The sequence below is a fragment of the Streptomyces sp. NPDC007875 genome (assembly GCF_042868035.1).
GTDB classification, from domain to species: domain Bacteria; phylum Actinomycetota; class Actinomycetes; order Streptomycetales; family Streptomycetaceae; genus Streptomyces; species Streptomyces antimycoticus.
Genome location: NZ_JBIADZ010000015.1, coordinates 99,894 through 117,052 on the forward strand (window position 1 = coordinate 99,894; position 17,159 = coordinate 117,052).

15 protein-coding genes are annotated in these 17,159 nt (G+C 69.8%); 10 read left to right on the top strand and 5 right to left on the bottom strand.

Annotated elements, in window-relative coordinates:
• Positions 1–128: 128 nt before the first annotated feature.
• Positions 129–767, bottom strand: coding sequence for a hypothetical protein (locus tag ACFYOY_RS28495; protein WP_388590396.1), 639 nt, complete (start codon positions 765–767; stop codon positions 129–131).
• 130 nt (positions 768–897) lie between these two features.
• Complete coding sequence (locus tag ACFYOY_RS28500; RefSeq protein ID WP_388590398.1) at positions 898–2,157, bottom strand: ROK family transcriptional regulator; 1,260 nt, start codon at positions 2,155–2,157, stop codon at positions 898–900.
• 243 nt (positions 2,158–2,400) lie between these two features.
• Here ACFYOY_RS28500 and ACFYOY_RS28505 point away from each other — a divergent pair, with 243 nt between their 5' ends.
• From ACFYOY_RS28505 to ACFYOY_RS28550, 10 genes are all read left to right on the top strand, one after another.
• Positions 2,401–3,051, top strand: a complete 651-nt coding sequence (locus ACFYOY_RS28505; RefSeq protein WP_388590400.1) for a sulfatase-like hydrolase/transferase — start codon at positions 2,401–2,403, stop codon at positions 3,049–3,051.
• A 57-nt stretch (positions 3,052–3,108) separates the two neighbouring features.
• Complete coding sequence (locus tag ACFYOY_RS28510) at positions 3,109–3,840, top strand: hypothetical protein (protein WP_388590402.1); 732 nt, start codon at positions 3,109–3,111, stop codon at positions 3,838–3,840.
• The gene (locus ACFYOY_RS28515) at positions 3,833–4,300 is read left to right on the top strand and encodes a DUF6924 domain-containing protein (protein WP_388590404.1); all 468 of its coding nucleotides are present in this window, start codon (positions 3,833–3,835) and stop codon (positions 4,298–4,300) included. The genes ACFYOY_RS28510 and ACFYOY_RS28515 overlap by 8 nt, the downstream gene beginning before the upstream one ends.
• A gap of 297 nt (positions 4,301–4,597) precedes the next feature.
• Positions 4,598–5,314 carry an FAD-binding oxidoreductase gene (locus tag ACFYOY_RS28520; protein ID WP_388590406.1) on the top strand — a complete coding sequence of 239 codons (717 nt, stop codon included), beginning with the start codon at positions 4,598–4,600 and terminating at the stop codon, positions 5,312–5,314.
• A 26-nt stretch (positions 5,315–5,340) separates the two neighbouring features.
• Positions 5,341–6,072: a GntR family transcriptional regulator gene (locus tag ACFYOY_RS28525; protein WP_351890322.1), complete on the top strand. Its 732-nt coding sequence runs from the start codon at positions 5,341–5,343 to the stop codon at positions 6,070–6,072.
• Between the two features lie 148 nt (positions 6,073–6,220).
• Positions 6,221–7,300, top strand: a complete 1,080-nt coding sequence (locus ACFYOY_RS28530) for an ABC transporter substrate-binding protein (protein ID WP_351890327.1) — start codon at positions 6,221–6,223, stop codon at positions 7,298–7,300.
• Positions 7,297–8,469, top strand: a complete 1,173-nt coding sequence (locus ACFYOY_RS28535) for an ABC transporter ATP-binding protein (RefSeq protein ID WP_351890334.1) — start codon at positions 7,297–7,299, stop codon at positions 8,467–8,469. The genes ACFYOY_RS28530 and ACFYOY_RS28535 overlap by 4 nt, the downstream gene beginning before the upstream one ends.
• Positions 8,430–9,353: an ABC transporter permease gene (locus ACFYOY_RS28540; protein ID WP_351890339.1), complete on the top strand. Its 924-nt coding sequence runs from the start codon at positions 8,430–8,432 to the stop codon at positions 9,351–9,353. The genes ACFYOY_RS28535 and ACFYOY_RS28540 overlap by 40 nt, the downstream gene beginning before the upstream one ends.
• A complete protein-coding gene (locus ACFYOY_RS28545; protein WP_351890345.1) occupies positions 9,350–10,237 on the top strand; it encodes an ABC transporter permease in 888 nt (295 codons plus the stop codon). The genes ACFYOY_RS28540 and ACFYOY_RS28545 overlap by 4 nt, the downstream gene beginning before the upstream one ends.
• Positions 10,238–10,272: 35 nt before the next feature.
• Entirely contained in the window at positions 10,273–11,430 is a 1,158-nt protein-coding gene (locus ACFYOY_RS28550; RefSeq protein WP_388590410.1) for an NAD(P)/FAD-dependent oxidoreductase, read from the top strand.
• Positions 11,431–11,543: 113 nt separating this feature from the next.
• Here the strand turns inward: ACFYOY_RS28550 and ACFYOY_RS28555 are convergent, their stop codons facing one another.
• Genes ACFYOY_RS28555 through ACFYOY_RS28565 form a run of 3 tightly spaced genes read right to left on the bottom strand, consistent with a single transcriptional unit; the run spans position 11,544 to position 17,055 of the window.
• Entirely contained in the window at positions 11,544–12,758 is a 1,215-nt protein-coding gene (locus ACFYOY_RS28555; RefSeq protein ID WP_388590412.1) for an SGNH/GDSL hydrolase family protein, read from the bottom strand.
• Positions 12,755–15,166 (bottom strand): glycoside hydrolase N-terminal domain-containing protein, encoded by a 2,412-nt coding sequence (locus ACFYOY_RS28560; protein ID WP_388590414.1) that lies wholly within the window; start codon positions 15,164–15,166, stop codon positions 12,755–12,757. The genes ACFYOY_RS28555 and ACFYOY_RS28560 overlap by 4 nt, the downstream gene beginning before the upstream one ends.
• Before the next feature lie 59 nt (positions 15,167–15,225).
• Entirely contained in the window at positions 15,226–17,055 is a 1,830-nt protein-coding gene (locus tag ACFYOY_RS28565) for a CBM35 domain-containing protein (RefSeq protein WP_351890368.1), read from the bottom strand.
• Between the last annotated feature and the right edge of the window lie 104 nt (positions 17,056–17,159).

Sequence of the window (17,159 nt, forward strand, 5' to 3'; positions counted from 1 at the left end):
CCTTTAAATTAGCGTAGTTTATTTAAATACGCTGGAGTGACCTTGCCACCAAAACCTAGGGAGTCCAAGGGTCCCGCCGGGTGAGCCTGCCGCGGGATCCCGCGGTTCCCGCGGCCGTCATCGCCACGTCAGCCGACGGAAAGACCCAGATCCGTCACATACCAGCGACCGTCCACGACGGCGGCCTCGACCCTGACACCGACCTCGTCCTCCTTCACTCCGGTGGAGTGCGACAGGACGATGGCCTTCAACGTCTGGCCGTCCACGGTGATCTGCTCACCGCCGACCGTCGCCTTCTCGTCCGCGACCGGGACCTTGGCCACCTTCACCGTCGGGGGATTCTTCGGCTGATCAGGGGCGAACGAGGCGTGCAGGCGGTGTATTTGCTGCCTCATCTGCTGGGCTTGCGGTGTGTCGCCGCCGCACGTCGCCGCCGTGTTGGGCTTCGCGGGAGACCCGCCGGTGGCCGGTGTCGCCATGACCAAGCAGGCCTTCTCGGGACGGTCCTGTACGACCGCGGTGACCCATGTGGCCACCGCCTCCTGCACCGTGGTCTGACCATCGGGCCGCCCCTTCGGGGAGGGGGTGGGTTCAGCGGTCGTGCCGGTCGAGGTGGTCGGGGCGGCCGAGGCCGAGCCGTCCTGGCCCTTCGACTTCGTGGAGTCCGAGTCCGTCGAACACCCCGTGAGGGCCGGCGCCGCGGCCAGCAGCACACATACGCCGACGATCCAGCCGGCAGCCGTCTTCTTCGACCTCGCGGTTTTCATGCGGTTCACGCTCTCTGGTAGTTCATCATCGGTAGAACCCCGGATGGTCCTCATCGCCATCCTCGCGTGGCCGATTATTCGGCCGACCGGGACGGACGCAGAGGTAGCCGGTGGGGCATCGGGCAGGAAGTCAGGCCGCCCTGGGGGCGGGGGCGAGTGGGTCGAGGTAGTCCGTCTCGGCCGTGTCGAGGGCGAGGCGTACGGCACCGGTGACCACGGCATGCTCGCGCAACGGCGAGGCTTCGACGCGAGGGACGCGCGGGACCAGGTCGGTCAGCCGGCGCCGCAGCGGCGGCAGCAGAACGTCTCCCGCTCCCGCCACGGCACCGGTGACCACCACCAGTTCGGGGGCGAGCAGCATCGTCAGCGTGGCGATCGCACGGGCGGCCGCCTCCAGCCCCTCCTCCAGGGCCCCGGCGGCGCCGAGGTCGCCCCGGCGGACCGCCTCGAAGACATCCCTCGCGCTCACGCGACGCGGATCCGCGTCGGTCAGCGTACGGAGCTCGGCGCCCGGTGTGCCGGGGCTCGGCGGTGTGCCTCGGGCCGCCACCTTGGCGACCAGGGACGCTCCCCGCTCCCGGACCGATCTCGCGATGCCGTCGTCACGGGAGTGGTCACCCATCAGGGACAGGAAACCGAGGTCCCGGGCGCTGTTGGCCTGGCCGCGCACCAGGGTGCCGCCGGTGCACATGCCCACCCCCAGCCTCTCCCCCGCCAGCAGACAGACGACGTCCTGGGAGGTGCCCGCACAGCCTCGCCAGCGCTCGCCGATGAGCGCCAGGTTGCAGTCGTTCTCCACGCACACCCGCGCGGAGAAGTCCCGGGCCAGCGCGGCGCGGAGGTCGACCCCGAGGAAACCCGGGATGCCGGTGCGCCGCTGTACGACGCCGTCGGCGTCGACGGGACCGCTGGTGCCGACACAGACCGCCAGTACCTGCTCATCGCGCAGCCCGGCGGTGCGCACCACCTCGACGGCGAGCTTCCGTACCCGCGTGATGCGCTGTTCCGGGCCGACCGACGGGTCACCGAACGCGATCCGCGCCTCGGCGACGAAGGCTCCCCACAGATCGGCTACGACGACGCGGACACTGTGTGCGCCGATGTCGATGCCCAGGACATAACCGGCGGTCGCCGCGAAGGAGAAGACCCTCGATGGCCTACCGCGCCCGGAGAGACGCCCATCGACGCGATCGGTGCTCTCCCGGACCCAGCCGAGCTCGACGAGGTGGTGCGCGGCGGCGTGCACGGTGGGCCGCGACATGCCCGTGGCGTCCACCAAGTCGCCGGAGGACATCTCCGCCCGCTCCGCGGGGCGGTCCCGCAGCTTTGCCAGGATGCGGGCGGCGTTGACCCTCCGGGCCAGGGCGGATGTAGCGATATCGCCCGGCATCTGCTGCGGCGCTCCTCTCGACTGCGCGCTGAGGACATTGACGAGTGCGGGATCTTGACCCCGGCGCGCGCGGCCTGGAAGTCTAGCGCACGGCTTAAATAAAATACTCTCATAAAAAGGAAAGCGGCAGCTCGACCACAGGTGTTCAGTCCGTACGGCGCGCCCGGTGAACCTGGCAGGCCCGAACGGCCGACTCCATCAGAACGGCCGGCCACCTCGCCACCGACAGGAGGCCCACGCACGATGTCCCGCAGCGCCTCTCCCTCCGGCCCCGCCACGTCCACGCGGCGTCCGAACGTCCTCGTCTTCTTCACCGACCAGCAGCGCTGGGACACCACCGGTCCGCACGGGAACCCGCTCGGGCTCACGCCGGTCCTCGACCGCCTTGCCGCGGAGGGGGTGAGCGTGGACCGCTCCTTCACCTGTCAGCCCGTGTGCGCGCCCTCCCGCGCCAGCCTCCAGACCGGCCAGTACCCGACCACCACCGGCGTCTTCCGCAACGGCCTCGCCCTCTCCCGGGACGCTCCGTCTCTGGCCCGCTCCTTCCGGGACGCGGGCTATGCCACCGGCTACATCGATGCAGGGACGCTCCCTGTTGCCACTGCCGCACGGCGGGACGGCGCCGGCCCTCGATCACCGCGAAGGAGCCGGCCCCGAAGGCCGTGTCCGAGGACACCGTCCAGGCCGGTCGGACAGCAACTCCTCGCCCACGCAACCGACTCGGCCGGGCACCGGCGCGCAGGAGCGCCCGGCAGGCGCCTCACAGGAATCCCACAAAGACAGCATTTACCATCCTATCGACGAAGACGCACGACTCGTGTGAGGTTGCGCCATGTTCGGCAGTCGCCGTTCGCGTGTCCTCGCCGCCTTCGGAAGGAGCGAGAGCGCGCATGAGTGAAATAGGTCGGCGCCACCTTCCTGTACGGCGCGGCCGCCGTGGTGGCCGGCGGCATGGGCACCGGGTGTACCCCGGACGACCTGACGGGGTCGAGCGGCCCGGACGGCGTGCCGGTCATCGCCGTCGACGCCCAGCGGCGATCGTTCAAGGTCAGCCCCTTCATGACCGGGGTGAACGGGGCCAAGTGGTACGACGACGCCTACGGGATGTGGGACCCGAAGCACAACCGCCCGGCCCCGGGCATCGTCGGAAAGATCAAGGAGGCCGGGATCGGGATGATCCGGTATCCCGGCGGCACCTCCTCCAACCTGTTCAACTGGAAGGGGGCCATCGGCCCCCAGGCGGACCGGACCCGCCAGGTGGAGGCCCAAGAGGGAGTACCCGTCGACAGCCGGTTCGGCCCGGACGAATACATGGCCTTCATCCGGGAGGTCGGCGCCACGCCGCAGATCATGGCGCCGTTCGCCAGCTCGACCCCCGACGAGATCGCCGACTGGGTGGCGTACATGAACGCACCGCAGGGGACGACGTGGGGCGACCTCCGAGCGCAAAACGGCCACCCCGAGCCCTACGGCGTGCGCTACTGGGAAATCGGCAACGAGCTCCACGGAGAGAACCAGCGCTACTGGATGAGCGCCGACCACGGCAAGGCCATGCGGCAGTACGCCTTCCACGGCGACTCCCTGACCTGGGCGTTCTCAGCACACTCGGTCACGTTACTTCGATTCTCACCGGAAAAGGCAGGAGCGACATCGAGCGATGAGAAGAGGACTTCCCATGCGTGACCCCGCCATGCCACCGACCATCGATTTCACCCTTCACGACTTCGAAGCCGAAGCCCTTGTCGTACGCACGGACTACTCGGACGACGCAGCGTGGCGGACAGTCGTCGACCTGCTCAACCAGCCCGACGACAACGGTTTCGAGGTGCGCACCTTCCTGGTCGACGACCGTGCGTTCGCCGGGGCGAGTCCGGACGACGTGCTCTCCGCTGCCGTCGCCGAACCCGCGCTCGAAGTCGTGTTCTTGGCCGATGCCGCCACTATGACCGGCGACCATCCCCTGCTCGCGGTTTCGACCAGAAGCCAGGAGCTGGAAGACGGAGACATGGAGCTCGACCGCGAATTCCGCCTGACTCCCCCGGATGTCAATGTGATGCATGTGAACCTGGCCATCGGACATATGGACTTCTGGGAATTCGCCTATCACGCGGCACGCGCCGCCGATCGCGTCCTCCGCTTGTGATCGCGTCCGGCCCATTGCCGGATGCTCCCCGCCGACGTCACACCCGAACCTGATTTCCCGCAAGGGGATACGTGCCATCGCGTGAGTTCCGGCTCACGCGCGTATTGATGTACCCATGGAGCAAGGCATGGCAGTCACTCCACAGACTCGGCAGAGGGCGGTAGCGACGCCGAGGGAGCGCCTGCCTGCCGACCAGGTCATCACCGCGGGTCCCGAGTAGCGGCGGGCACCGCGCTCTGGAATGGCGCGGTCGCCTCCCAGCCCGCGATTCTGCTGCGCTGCACATCGACCGCCGAGGTGCAGGCAGGAGTCCGGGCCGCTCGAGAGTTCGGGTTGCCGCTCTCGGTGCGGGGCGGAGGCCACGACTGGGCGGGACGTGCCCTCAGCGACCAGGGGCTGACGCTGGATCTGACCCCGATGTCCTCGGTGCACGTCGATGCGGCGGCCCGCCGGGCGACCGTTGCCGGAGGGGCCAGGGCGAACCATGTGCTCACCGCCGCCGGCCCGTACGGCATGGTCGCCGCCACCGGCACCATCGGCACCGTGGGCATGGCCGGGCTGCCCCTGGGCGGCGGCTACGGCCCGTTGAGCGGCCGATTCGGCCTCTCCGTGGACAACTTGGCGGGTGCCGAGGTCGTGCTGGCCGACGGATCCGTCGTGTGGGCCGACGCCGAGCGCGATCCGGACCTGTTCTGGGCGCTGCGCGGCGGAGGTGGCAACTTCGGCGTGGTGACGTCCATGGAGATCCGGCTGCATGCGGTGCCCACCGTGGTCACCGGGATGGTGATCTATCCGTTGCGGCAGGCCCGAGGTGGTGGACGCCCTGGTGGAAGGCGCCAAGACGATGACGTCACCGCTGTCGGCCTTCTCGGTGCACCACTTCCACGGAGCGGCCACCCGCGTCAACAGCTGACGAGGCGCGTCAACACCGCGTTGCGGAGAGGTTTCCCGCCGGGTCCGGCGAGGAGGATGCGTTACGGCCATACGTCATATCCATCCAACGTATTGACATAGCAATTGGTTGAGATCACTCTCTTCGCATGGCCGAACGTGACCTCCCGCTGTATGAGCAGATCCGCAGGGAGCTGGAGGGAAACATCCGGGACGGCCGGTGGGCACCCGGGACCCGGGTGCCCACCGAAGCCGAGCTCGGAGAGCGGTTCGGCGTCTCGCGAATCACCGTGCAGCGCGCGCTGCGCGACCTCGCGGACGCCGGGCTGGTCGTCCGGTACCGCAGGCACGGCACGTTTGTCGCACAGACCACCGATGAAGAGAACCTGCTCCGCTCCGCGGGCGTGCTGACCAGCGGGCCGGAAACCCACGGCGACCACCGGGTGATCAGCGCCAAGGTGCTGCCCGCGGGCGGCGCGGCCCTGCGGCTGCCCGGCCTGGACGACAACGACGCCGTCGTACAACTCGATCGCCACAAGCTGAGCGCGGACGGCAGCCGCGTGACCAGCACGGAACTCGCCGTGCTGCCCTTCCGGTTCGCCCCCGACCTGCTGGACCAGGACCTGGTCACCATCACGAGCCATATGTACCTCCGCGACCGCGGAGTGCCCCTGCAACGCTCACGGCTCTACGTGGAGCCGTACGCCCTGGACGAGGAGCACGCCGAGCTCTTCGGCCTGAAACCGGGTACCGCGGTCTTCCGCTGGCTGCGCGTCACCTGGGCGGAGAACGACGAGGTGGTCGAACACCTCGAAATCATCCTGCCGACCGACACTTCCCGCTTCTACGTGGAGACCTCGCTCCCCGGTCCGCTCGGCTGACCCCGCTCGCCTCCGTACCCCGCTCTCTTTTTCCTCGTCCCCCAAGCGCACCGCGCTATGCCCCGGACACCCCCCATCGATTCCCCCTCCCTCCCGCCTCCTCCGGTCGCGGGAACGGCACTTCCATCCCTCATCCCAGGAGGTAGCCATGGATTCCCCCCGATCAGCCCTGCCCGCCTTGTGTGCCGTGTCCAGTGCCCTCGCTCTCACCGTCACCCTCACCGGCTGCGGCTCGCCCAATCCCTCCGCCGGTGGCGGCAAGGGAGGCGCCCTGGTGGTGGCCGGCTACGGCGGCTCGTTCGAGACGGCGTTCCGCGACTCGGTGCTGCCCGCGTTCGAGAAGAGCTGCGGCTGCAAGGTCACCTATATCCCCGGCTCTTCCACCGACACCGTCGCCAAGCTCAAGGCGCAGCGCGCCAACCCGCAGATCGACGTCGCGCTGGTCGACGACGGCCCCCAAGCGCAGGCGCAGGAGGCCGGACTGCTCGCGTCGATCGACACCAAGGTGGTGCCGGTGGACGACGTGGTGCCGATCGCCCGGATGGAGAACAACTCGGGGGTCGGGTTCGGGCTGACGGCCACGGGCATCGCCTACAACCCGGAGTGGTTCGAGGACCACGGCATCCCCAAGCCCACCACCTGGGAGGACCTGGCCAACCCCAAACTGAAGGACAAGGTGGTCCTCCCGTCGATCACCAACACCTATGGGGTGGGGCTGCTGGTCGGCGCGTCCAAGGCGAACGGCGGCTCGGAGAAGGACATCGGCCCCGGCCTCACGGCGGTGAAGAAGATCGCCGAGAACGCGGCGACGTTCGACACGACCGCCGATGTGTCCAACTACTTCCTCCAGGGCCAGGCCGCCGCCTCGGTGTGGGGGGTGTCGCGGACCTCGACGCTCGCGGAGAAGGACTTCCCGATCGAGTTCGCCTACCCGAAGGATGGTGCCATCGGCCTGGTGACCACGGCGAACGTGGTGAAGCAGGCACCGCATGAGGAGGTGGCCCAGAAGTTCGTCGCCCATCTGCTGGAGCCATCCGTCCAGCAGGCACTGGCCAAGGCGACCTACGACGGCTCGGTGGTCCAGGGCGTCAAGGAGGACCCCGCCCTGAAGAACAAGGTCGTCAGCGCCGACAAGGTGGACTCCCTGCTGAGGCTCGACTGGAAGACCATCAACAAGAACCGCTCGGCCTGGACCGACAAGTGGAACAAGCAGGTGGAGAGCAAGTGACCGCGGGGACGGAAACCATGGGCAAGGAGGCCGCGCCGGACACTGCCGCACGGGCAGGGAGCACACGCGGGCGGCTGGTCCTCAAGGGGATTCACAAGGCCCTGGGCGGCAAGGAGGTCGTACGCGGCATCGGCCTGACGATGGAGCCCGGGGAGTTCCTCACCCTGCTCGGTCCGTCGGGATGTGGCAAGAGCACCACGCTGAACATGGTGGCGGGCCATCTGCTGCCCGACGCCGGCGTGGTGGAGGTGGACGGCCGCGACATCACCCGGCTCCCCGCGAACCGGCGCGCCATGGGCATGGTCTTCCAGTCCTACGCCCTGTTCCCGCATATGACGGTGGCGGAGAACATCGCGTTCGGTCTGCGGATGCGCAAGGTCGGGGCCGCCCAGCGCAGGCGCAGGGCGGCCGAGGCCCTGGAGCTGGTGGGGCTCGGCGGCATGGGCGAGCGCTATCCGCGCCAGCTCTCCGGCGGGCAGCGCCAGCGCACGGCCCTGGCCAGGGCTCTGATCGTGGAACCCGACCTGCTGCTGCTCGACGAACCGTTCTCCAACCTCGACGCCCAGCTCAGGGTGCGCCTGCGCGAGGAGGTCGCCGCTCTCCAGCGCCGGGTGGGCACGACCACGATTCTGGTCACCCACGATCAGGACGAGGCGCTCGCGGTGTCGGACCGGATCGCGGTGATGGCCGAGGGGACGATCCATCAGCTGGACGCCCCCGAGACCGTGTATCTGCGTCCGGCCACGGACTTCGTGGCGCAGTTCGTCGGCGAGGTCAATGTGCTCGATGGGATCGCGGCGGGGGCGGCCGCCGATGGGCACCGCTGCCGGATCGGTGACACGCGTCTCGTCACGGCGACACCGGTCGGCACCGCACCGGGCGACGGCGAGGCGGTACGGCTCTATGTGCGGCCGGAGGCGGTGCGGGTGCTGGCCCTATCCGAGAAGGGCCGCACGGACCGGACACCCATTGACGACACGGCGCAGCCGGGACTTCCCGGCACCGTCGAGGCCACCCGCTTTCTCGGCACCCGCATCCGCTGCGTCGTGGCCACGGCCGCGGGACGCGTCGAGGCCACGCTGCCGTTCGGTTCCGAGGTGCCCAGGCTGGGCGAGGAGGTGATCTGCGCATGGCAGCCACAGCACGCATCGCTGACGGCCCGGTCCTGAGGCCCGACGACTCCGCGCCGACCCCGAAGGCTCCCCAGCAGGTGACGGCGCGCGGCCCCTGGCGCACCGGACTGCTGCTGGCCTCCCCCGCCATTGCCGTGCTCGCCCTGCTCTTCATCGCACCGCTGTTCATGCTGGTGTACAACAGCTTCCGCACCCAGGCGGGCGATCCCACGCTGCAGAACTACACGCGGTTCCTCGGGGACTCCTTCTACCGGGACGTGCTGTGGCACACCCTGTGGATCGGCGCGCTGACCACCCTCGGCTGCCTCGTCGTGGGCTACCCGTTCGCCGTCTATCTGCGCGGACGCTCGCCCCGGGCACGCAACTACCTCTCCCTCGTGCTGCTGTCGCCACTGCTCATCTCCATGGTGACCAGGGCGTACGGGTGGCTGGTGCTGCTCGGGCCGAAGGGGCCGATCGCGGACGGGTTCCACGCCGTGGGCCTGGACGCGCCCAAGATGCTGTACAACGACACCGCGGTCGTCGTCGGCATGGTGCATGTGATGCTCGCCTATATGGTGCTCCCGCTCATGGGCAGCCTGGACCGGATCGACCCGGCCCTCACGCCCGCGGCCAAGGGCCTGGGCGCGAACGGCTGGACATGCTTCTGGCGGATCACCGTCCCGCTGTCCTTGCCGGGAATGCTCGCCGGTTCGCTGATCGTGTTCAGCCTGACCGTCTCCAGCTTCGTCACCCCGGCAATTCTGGGCGGGCCCACGGTGAAGCTGATGCCGTACTTCGTCTACACCGAGGCGACGTCCAACCTGAACTGGCCGTACGCGGCGGCGATCGGCTTCGTGCTGATCGTGGTGACGACGATTCTGACGGCCGTGTACGCCCGGCTGCTGCGCGGGCGTGGCGGCAAGGAGGTGTTCGCGTGAACACGGCAACGGCAACCACCGCATCGGCGACGGGCAAGGCGGCAGCCGGGGCCGGGGGCAAGTCGATCGCCGCGGGCGTGGGCGAGCGCGCGAGGCGCCTGCTCGGGGCCGCGTTCGCCGCCCTCGTCGGGCTGTTCCTGCTGGCGCCCGTGCTCGTGACCATCGCCTCGTCGCTCACCACGACCAGCTATGTCACCTTCCCGCCCAAAGGGCTGACCCTGCACTGGTACGCGGAGCTGCTGAACCGCCCCGAGTTCCTGGACTCCTTCCTGCTCAGCATCGGCGTGGCGGCGGGGGCGGCCGTGGTGTCCACGGCGCTGGGGCTCGCCGCGGGGCTGGCCATCCACCGCTACCCGTTCCCGGGGAAGTCGGTGCTGGACAGGCTGTTCTCGAGCGCGTTCGCCGTGCCGACGATCGTACTCGGCATCGGGCTGCTCCAGTGGTACGCCCAGCTCGGCATGGCGTCCAGCCCGCTCACCCTGCTGCTGGCGCATCTGGTGCTGACCGTCCCGTACACGGTGCGCCTGGTCCTGGCCGGTCTCGCCGGGCTCGACCGTTCGGCGGAACTGGCCGCCGCCGGTCTGGGCGCGAAGGCGCCGCAGGTGTTCTGGCATGTGACGCTGCCCGCCGTGCGCGGACCGCTGATCGCGGGGGCGTTCTTCGCCCTGATCACATCCTTCGACGACCTGACCATCGCGCTGTTCGTGGTGACCACGGACATGCAGACCCTGCCGGTGCGGATCTTCAACTACCTCCAGTACAACTACGACCCGACCGTGACCGCCGTCGGCACCGTGATGGTGCTTTTCGCCGCGGTGGCCGTCGTCATCATCGAGCGCGTCGTCGGCGTCGCTCATCTCTTCGGGGCCGACCCCGAGCAGTGACCCCGTGTAGTGACCCCGTGCTAAGGAGGATTCCCGTGCGAGTTGTGGTCATCGGAGCCGGAGTGGTGGGCGCGGCCGTGGCGGCGGAACTGGCCGCGCGTGGCGCCCGGGTCACCGTGCTCGAGGCGGATCACCCCGGAGCGGGCACCACCGCGAACTCGTTCGCCTGGATCAACAGCGCGAACAAGGAGCCGGAGCCGTACTTCGCGCTCAACCACGCCGGTATGCGCGCACACGACGAGCTGGCCGGGGAGGGCGCGCCGTGGTTCTTCCCCGCCGGGAACCTGGAGTGGGCGGTGACGGACCGGCACAAGGAGGTGCTGGCCGGGCGGGTGGCGCGGCTGGTGTCCAGGGACTACCCGGTGGAGTGGATCACCGCGGAACAGGCCGGGAAGCTGGAGCCGGACCTCGCGGCGACACCGTCGCACGCCGTGTTCGCCTTCTTCCCCGAGGAGGCGTACACACTGCCCGTCCTGCTGCTGTCCCGGCTGCTGGGCGGGGCCAGGGACCGGGGCGTGAGGGTGGTCGGCGGCGCCAGGGTGACCGCGATCGAGCACGGTCCGGCGGGAACGACCGTGGTCTGCGCCGACGGCGGCCGCTACCCGGCGGACACGGTGGTGAGCTGCGCGGGCCGGTGGACACAGAAAGTGGCCGAGCTGGCCGGTGCACACGTCCCCATGGCGGACCCGGATCTCGCGGGCTCGGCGACGGTCGGCTTCCTCGCCACCACCGCGCCGACGGCCGCGCGCCTGTCCCGCGTGCTGACCGGGCCACGGCTCAACGTCCGCCCCGACGGCGGTGGCCGTCTGCTGCTCCAGGCCCTGGACCTGGACGCGGCCGCGGACCCCGCCAAGCCGTACGCGCCCGACGGCGAGATCGCCACCGACATGCTGGCCCGTCTGCCCGAGGTGCTGAACGCCGCCGAGGGCACCGTCGTGGAGAAGGTCCGGGTCGGCCAACGTGCCATGCCGGGCGACGGTTTCACGGTGGCGGGCTTCCCCGCCACCGACGTTCCGTTCTACGTGGTGGCGACCCACAGCGGGATCACCCTGGCCCCGCTGCTCAGCCGCCTGGTCGCGGACGAGCTCTACGGCCATGAGTCCCCCCTGCTGAAGGACTTCCGGCCGGGCCGCTTCACCTCGGGCGAGGTCCTGCCCCCGCCGCCTCCGGCACGCCGCCCGGGCGAGCAGTGAGACGGGCGCGCCGGTCCTCCGCGACAGCAGCGGCATGACCGGCGCATCCCATCGAGCCGGGTGGCCGGGCGCGGTGTTCCACCAGCCGCGCCCGGCCACCCACGAGCCCGTGTTCAGCCGGTGGAGCGCGGGCCGCCGGTGCAGTCGAGTGCCGTGAGGTCGATGGCGTCGGCCATCGCCTGCATCCCCTTGTCGTTGGGGTGCAGATGGTCGCCGTTGTCGAGGAACGGCAGCACCCGCTCGGGGTCATAGGGGCTGCGGAGGACGCGGTCGAAGTCGGTGACCGCGTCGAACTCGCCGCTGCTTCGGACGAAGGCGTTGACGTCCTGGCGTACCCGCTCGGCGGCCGCATCCCATTCGGACCAGCCCTTGAAGGGGCCCACGGTGGCGCCGACCACGCATTTCCCGGCCGCGTGCGCCCGCGCGATGATCTGGCGGTAGCCGTCGATCATGTCCGCGGCGGTGACGCCGGTGTGCGCCTTGATGTCGTTGACCCCCTCGAAGAGGAACACGGTCCGCACGCCCGGGAGGGACAACACGTCGCGGTCGAGCCGGTTCAGGGCGCTCTGCCCGGCGCCGTCGGCGAGGACCTTGTTGCCGGAGATCCCCTCGTTCGCCACTCCCCGGACGTCGGAGACCGCCTTCTGCAACCGGCGCGCGAGGTAGTCGGGCCAGCGGCGGTTGAGGTCGGTGGTGGACTGCCAGCCGTCGGTGATGGAGTCGCCGAGCGCCACCACGGCGCCGGTGGCGGCGGAGGTGCGGACGGTGGCGGCGTCGAGGTAGAACCAGGACCCGGTGGTGTCCGTCCAGTGGGTGGCGCTCTCCTCTCCCGTGTGGTCGCCCTGGGTCGTGTACGACGTCTGCATCGCCATCCCGTGCCCCGTGGCCGGACCGGCGGCGTCGGGGGTGTGGAGGCTGACGACCAGGTTGGTCGCGGCGGGCAGTCCGCCGGGCAGGGCGTCGCTGAGCACGGTCTCGCCCGCCGGGACGGTGACGGCGTGCCCGCCGCCGAAGGTCAGCCGCCGGTTGCTGCCCGGCGTCAGCTCGGCACCCGACTTCTGGACGCCGGCGTAGACGCTGTCGAGGGTCAGCGGCCGGTCACCGAAGGCGTTGGAGAGGCGGATGCGCAGATCGCTCCCGCCGACACTGGTGTGCACGACCATCCGGTAGCCACGGTCCGGCGTCCCGTCCCCCAGACGATCCGCGCTCGCCGCCCAGGTGACGACGTCGTGCCGGCTGCCCGCCGCCTCGGCGGGGGTGGCGTGGAGGGCGGCGGCCGTGAGCAGTGCGGCGGCCGCGCCGCCGACGGCGGCGCGGCGGGCCGTCATCGGGCGAACCCGTTCAGGGTGCGGGACTCGCCGGGCGCCAGGCGGATCGTACGGGAGGTGCCGCCGTGGGCCACCGTCGTGGTGCGGCCGCCGACGCTGTGGATCCGGACCGACGTCGGCACCCCCTGCTTCCAGCGCAGATCGATGACGAAACCGCCCCGCGCGGCCAGCCCCGTCACCGAGCCGGACGCGGCCCAGGCGTCGGGCAGGGCGGGAAGCAGCTCCAGGTGGCCGGGGCGCGAGTAGAGCAGCATCTCGCTGACGGCGGCAGGGGTGCCGAAGTTGGCGTCGATCTGGAAGATGCCACGGCCCTTCTCGACCTCATAGATGTCGAAGAGGTTGAACGCGGTGCCGTTGCTGCCGCCGATGGAGGGGCGGAGGTTGTTGGCAATGAGCTGGTACGCCTTGTCGGCGTTCTTCAGCCGCGCCCAGCACAGGGCGCGCCAGGCGTTGGCCCAGCCGAAGCTGTTCATGCCGCGCGCGGTGAGCAGGGCGGTGGCCCCGTCCACGATCTCCTGGGGAGTGGAGCCGTCGGGGCGGATGCGGTCGCCGGGGAACAGGCCGATCAGAACGGACAGATGGCGGTGGGTGGTCTCGCCGAGGTTGTCGGGGGACATCCACTCCTGGAGCCATCCGGTCTTCGGGCTCACCTCCGGCAGGTACAGCTTCTTGCGCAGCGAGGTGATGGTGTCCGCGTAGTCGCTGTCCCTCTTCAGCTCGGCGGCCGCGGCGGCGAAGTTACCGAACAGCGCCCAGACCAGCTCCTGGGAATAGGTGTTGCCCTTGGCGTCCTGGGGGCCGTGTTCGGGCGACCAGTCGCTGTCGTCGATCAGCACCTCCTTGGAGGTGCCGGGGAGGGTGGTGGTGAGCAGCCGCGCCTCCCAGAACTCGCAGGCGCCCTTGAGCAGCGGGTAGATCTTCGCCAGATACGCCCGCGACTGGGTGTACTCGTAGTGCTCGTACAGGCTGTTGCTCAGCCAGGCGTTGCCCGCGGGATGCCACCACCAGCCGCTGCCACCGTGGATGTTGGTGGAGAAGGCCACGGCCCAGCCGCCGACCTTCCCGGTGGAGTTGCGGTAGCGGTTGCGCGGGTCGTTGAAGCGGTCGTGGGTGACCTCGGTCCAGGACGGGAGCTGGGCGAGGCAGTAGTCGGCGAAGGCGTCGAAGCACGGGGACAGGCCCGCCCGGTCGGCCATCCAGTAGTTCATCTGGATGTTGATGTCGGTGTGGTAGTCGCCCATCCAGTCCGGGTCGTTGCCGTCCAGCCACAGGCCCTGGAGGTTCAGGGGAAGGCTGTCGCGCGAGCCGGAGATCATCAGGTAGCGGCTGTACTGGAGGTAGGCGGCCTCCAGTTCAGGGTCGGGCACACCGTCCCGGGCACGTGCCGTCAGGCGCTCCCAGGTGTCCAGGGACCGCTGGGCGTCCGTGGAGGTGCCGAGCGAGAGGGTGAACTTCTCGTACAAGCCGCGGTAGTCGGCGATGTGGGTGCGCCGCAGGGTGTCCGCCGAGTGCCGGGCGGCGGCGCGGACCTTCGTACCGGCCAGCTTCTCGGGGTCGAGTGAGGGGTCGCGGTACTCGCGGTCGGCGTCGGGCACGTAGTTGGTGCCGCCGCTGACCACCACCGTGAGGTCCTTGCAGCCGGAGAAGTCGATGTGCGTGCCGTTGACGCGGACCCGGCCGCCGCTGCCGTATGCCGTGACCGCCGCGCCGTACCGCAGCCCGTTGGGGAAGGACGCGCCGAACGACTCGGCGTTCGACGGCTTTTCACCGTGGGTGCCCCCCAGGGTGAGGGTGCCGGTGTAGTGGCCGCCGCCGCTCTGTGTGAAGTGCAGGACGATCGCGTCGTCGGGGTGGCTGGCGAAGACCTGGCGCCGGTAGGTGACACCGGAGCGGACGTAGGAGCTGGTGACCAGTCCCTGTGCGAGGTCGAGGGTGCGGCGGTAGCCGTTGACACCGGACAGGTCGTGGTCGGGGATGTCCACGGTGAGCCGGGCGAGCAGGGTGAAGGAGCCGAAATCGCCTCGGCCGTAGGGGAATTGTCCGTCGTCGTCGAGGGTGTCGTTGAGGCCGCCGGTCCACATCGTGGCGTCGGTGATCAGCAGGAGTTCACGGCCGGGGTCGTTGCTCGCGAGGGCGCCGAGGCGGCCGTTGCCGACCGGCAGACCCTGCTCGATCAGGGAGCCCTCGTCGCCGGGGGCCTGCCACCACAGCTGGTCGTGTGATGTGCCGGTGAGCGGCGGGGTGTCGGCCGGGCGCCGGGGTGCGGCGGAGGCGGTGAAGGCGGGCAGCGCACCGAGGGCGGCGGTGAGTCCCGCCGTCGCCGCGAGGGACAGCGCGGTTCTTCTGCTGGGATCACTGCCGGGGTCTCTGCTGGGCTCTCTGCCGGCGTCGGTCGGGCGGGGGTTCATGGCGGCTCCAGGCGTCTGAGATCGGCGAGGGGCCCGGCCGGGGCCGGGCCCCCGGGGGTTCAGGAGGACTTCGGTACGTCGATCCGGTCGATGTCCGGCGCATAGCCGGAACCGCTGTCGAAGGTGATGGTGTTGGAGCCGGCCTCGAGCGCCACCGGTACATGGACACTGCTGACGGTGGACCAGTCGCCGGTCGAGGGGAACGCATGGCTCGTGGCGCCGCCGCCGTTGGCCGAGACGGCGACGGAGCGGGCGTCACCGCTGATGTAGGCGACCTTGATCTGGTAGGTGCCGGCCTTGTCGACGACGACGTTGTTGAGGGTCAGCTTGCCGCCGGTGTAGAGGTTGCCGACCTTGTGGCCGTCGGAGCAGGCCGGGCAGTCGGCGACGGAGGCGTTGCCGCTGAGGGTGTTCGCGGAGGACTCGGCCTCGATGCCAGTCCAGGTGAGCGCGTCGCCGCGCGGGGTGACCGTGAAGAGGCGGGAGCCGTGGGCGGGCAGGGCCTGGGTGATCTTGTTCTTGTAATTGCCGAGATTCTCGTGGTTCCACAGATCCCGGACCGCGGCCTTGCCGGTGAAGCCGAGCGTCGACCAGTCGGCGGTCATCGAGGCCGGTTTGTCGGCGAGGTTGAACAGGGCGACCGTGTAGGTGCCGTCGCTGTTCTTCGCGGCCCATACCTGCTGTGGGTCGGACGGGGTGACCGGCTTCGCGGGCGCGTTACCGCCCTGGTTGACGGCGATGACCTCGCGGTTGGTCAGCAGGGACAGGCCGTAGGAGTCCAGTGTGGTCAGGTCGTCGCCGGTGTAGAGCGGGGACTTGGCGATGGCCCACAACGTGGCGTAGCTCTGCCGCTCGGCCTTGGTCAGGCCGTCCATCTCGCCGTTGCCCACGTCGAGGGAGTCGAGGTCGTTCCAGCCGCCGGGGCCTGCGTGCCGGGTCCAGGCAGGGGCGTCGCTCCAGCGGTCGTCGACGGAGTTTCCCCAGCTGACGAGCGTGTTGCAGTAGCACTCGACGTCGGTGTCGATGCGCCAGCCGTTGGAGTACTTCTTCCAGTCGGCGGCGTGTCCGATGTCCAGGGACCAGGAGAGCTCCAGATGGATGGGGCGGCCGGTGGCGGAGATCGCCTTCTGCCAGGCGGCCACGTCGGCGACGTTGTTGTAGTTGTCGCCGCTCTTGAACGAGCCGGGGCCCACGCCGTCGAGCTTGAGGAAGTCATAGCCCCAGTCGGCGAACAGCCGCGCCTGGGAGTCGACGTACTTCTGTGCGCAGGGATCGGAGAAGTCAATCTTGTACGCGCTGTCCCAGCCATTGGTGGTGCGCAGGTCGTCGTAGACGATGTCGGAGGTGGTGCAGCCCTCGGCCTTCCAGATCGGCACCTTGCCTCCGCCGTACGCCTCCTTCTCCAGGCCGACGGGCAGGTAGATACCGGCCTTGAGACCCTTGGAGTGGATATGGTCGGCGACCGACTTCATGCCGCTGGGGAAGCGCACCGGGTCGGCCTTCTGCCGGCCGTACTCGTCGAACTCGGGCGTCCACGCGTAGTTGCGCCACCATCCGGCGTCGATGTTGACGTACTCGTAGCCGTGCTTCTTCAGCTTGGCTGCCATGGCGTCGGTCTGCTTGAGGACGTTCGCCTCGGTGAGGTAGCTGTAGTCGCCGTGCGGGTTGAGGCCCGGGTACTTCGATGACTGCATGCTCCAACTGGTCCAGCCCATATAGGGCTTGGCGGCGGCAGTGGCCGGGCCCGCCGCGGATGCCGGGGCGGCCTTGTTGTCGTCGGGCTGTGCCTGCGCCGCCGGGACGGCGGTGGCGAAGCCCGCGGCGAGGGCCATGACGACGACGGTTCTCAGACCGCGTACGGACATGAGGGGGTACGAGGATGACCGCATGGGTCCTACCTCCTGGAGGTGTGGTCCGGGGAAGGGATGGCGGGGAGACGCGGCGGGGTTCGGGGGCGGCGGCGAGGGCTCGGCCTTGCCCGAACCGAGGGTGA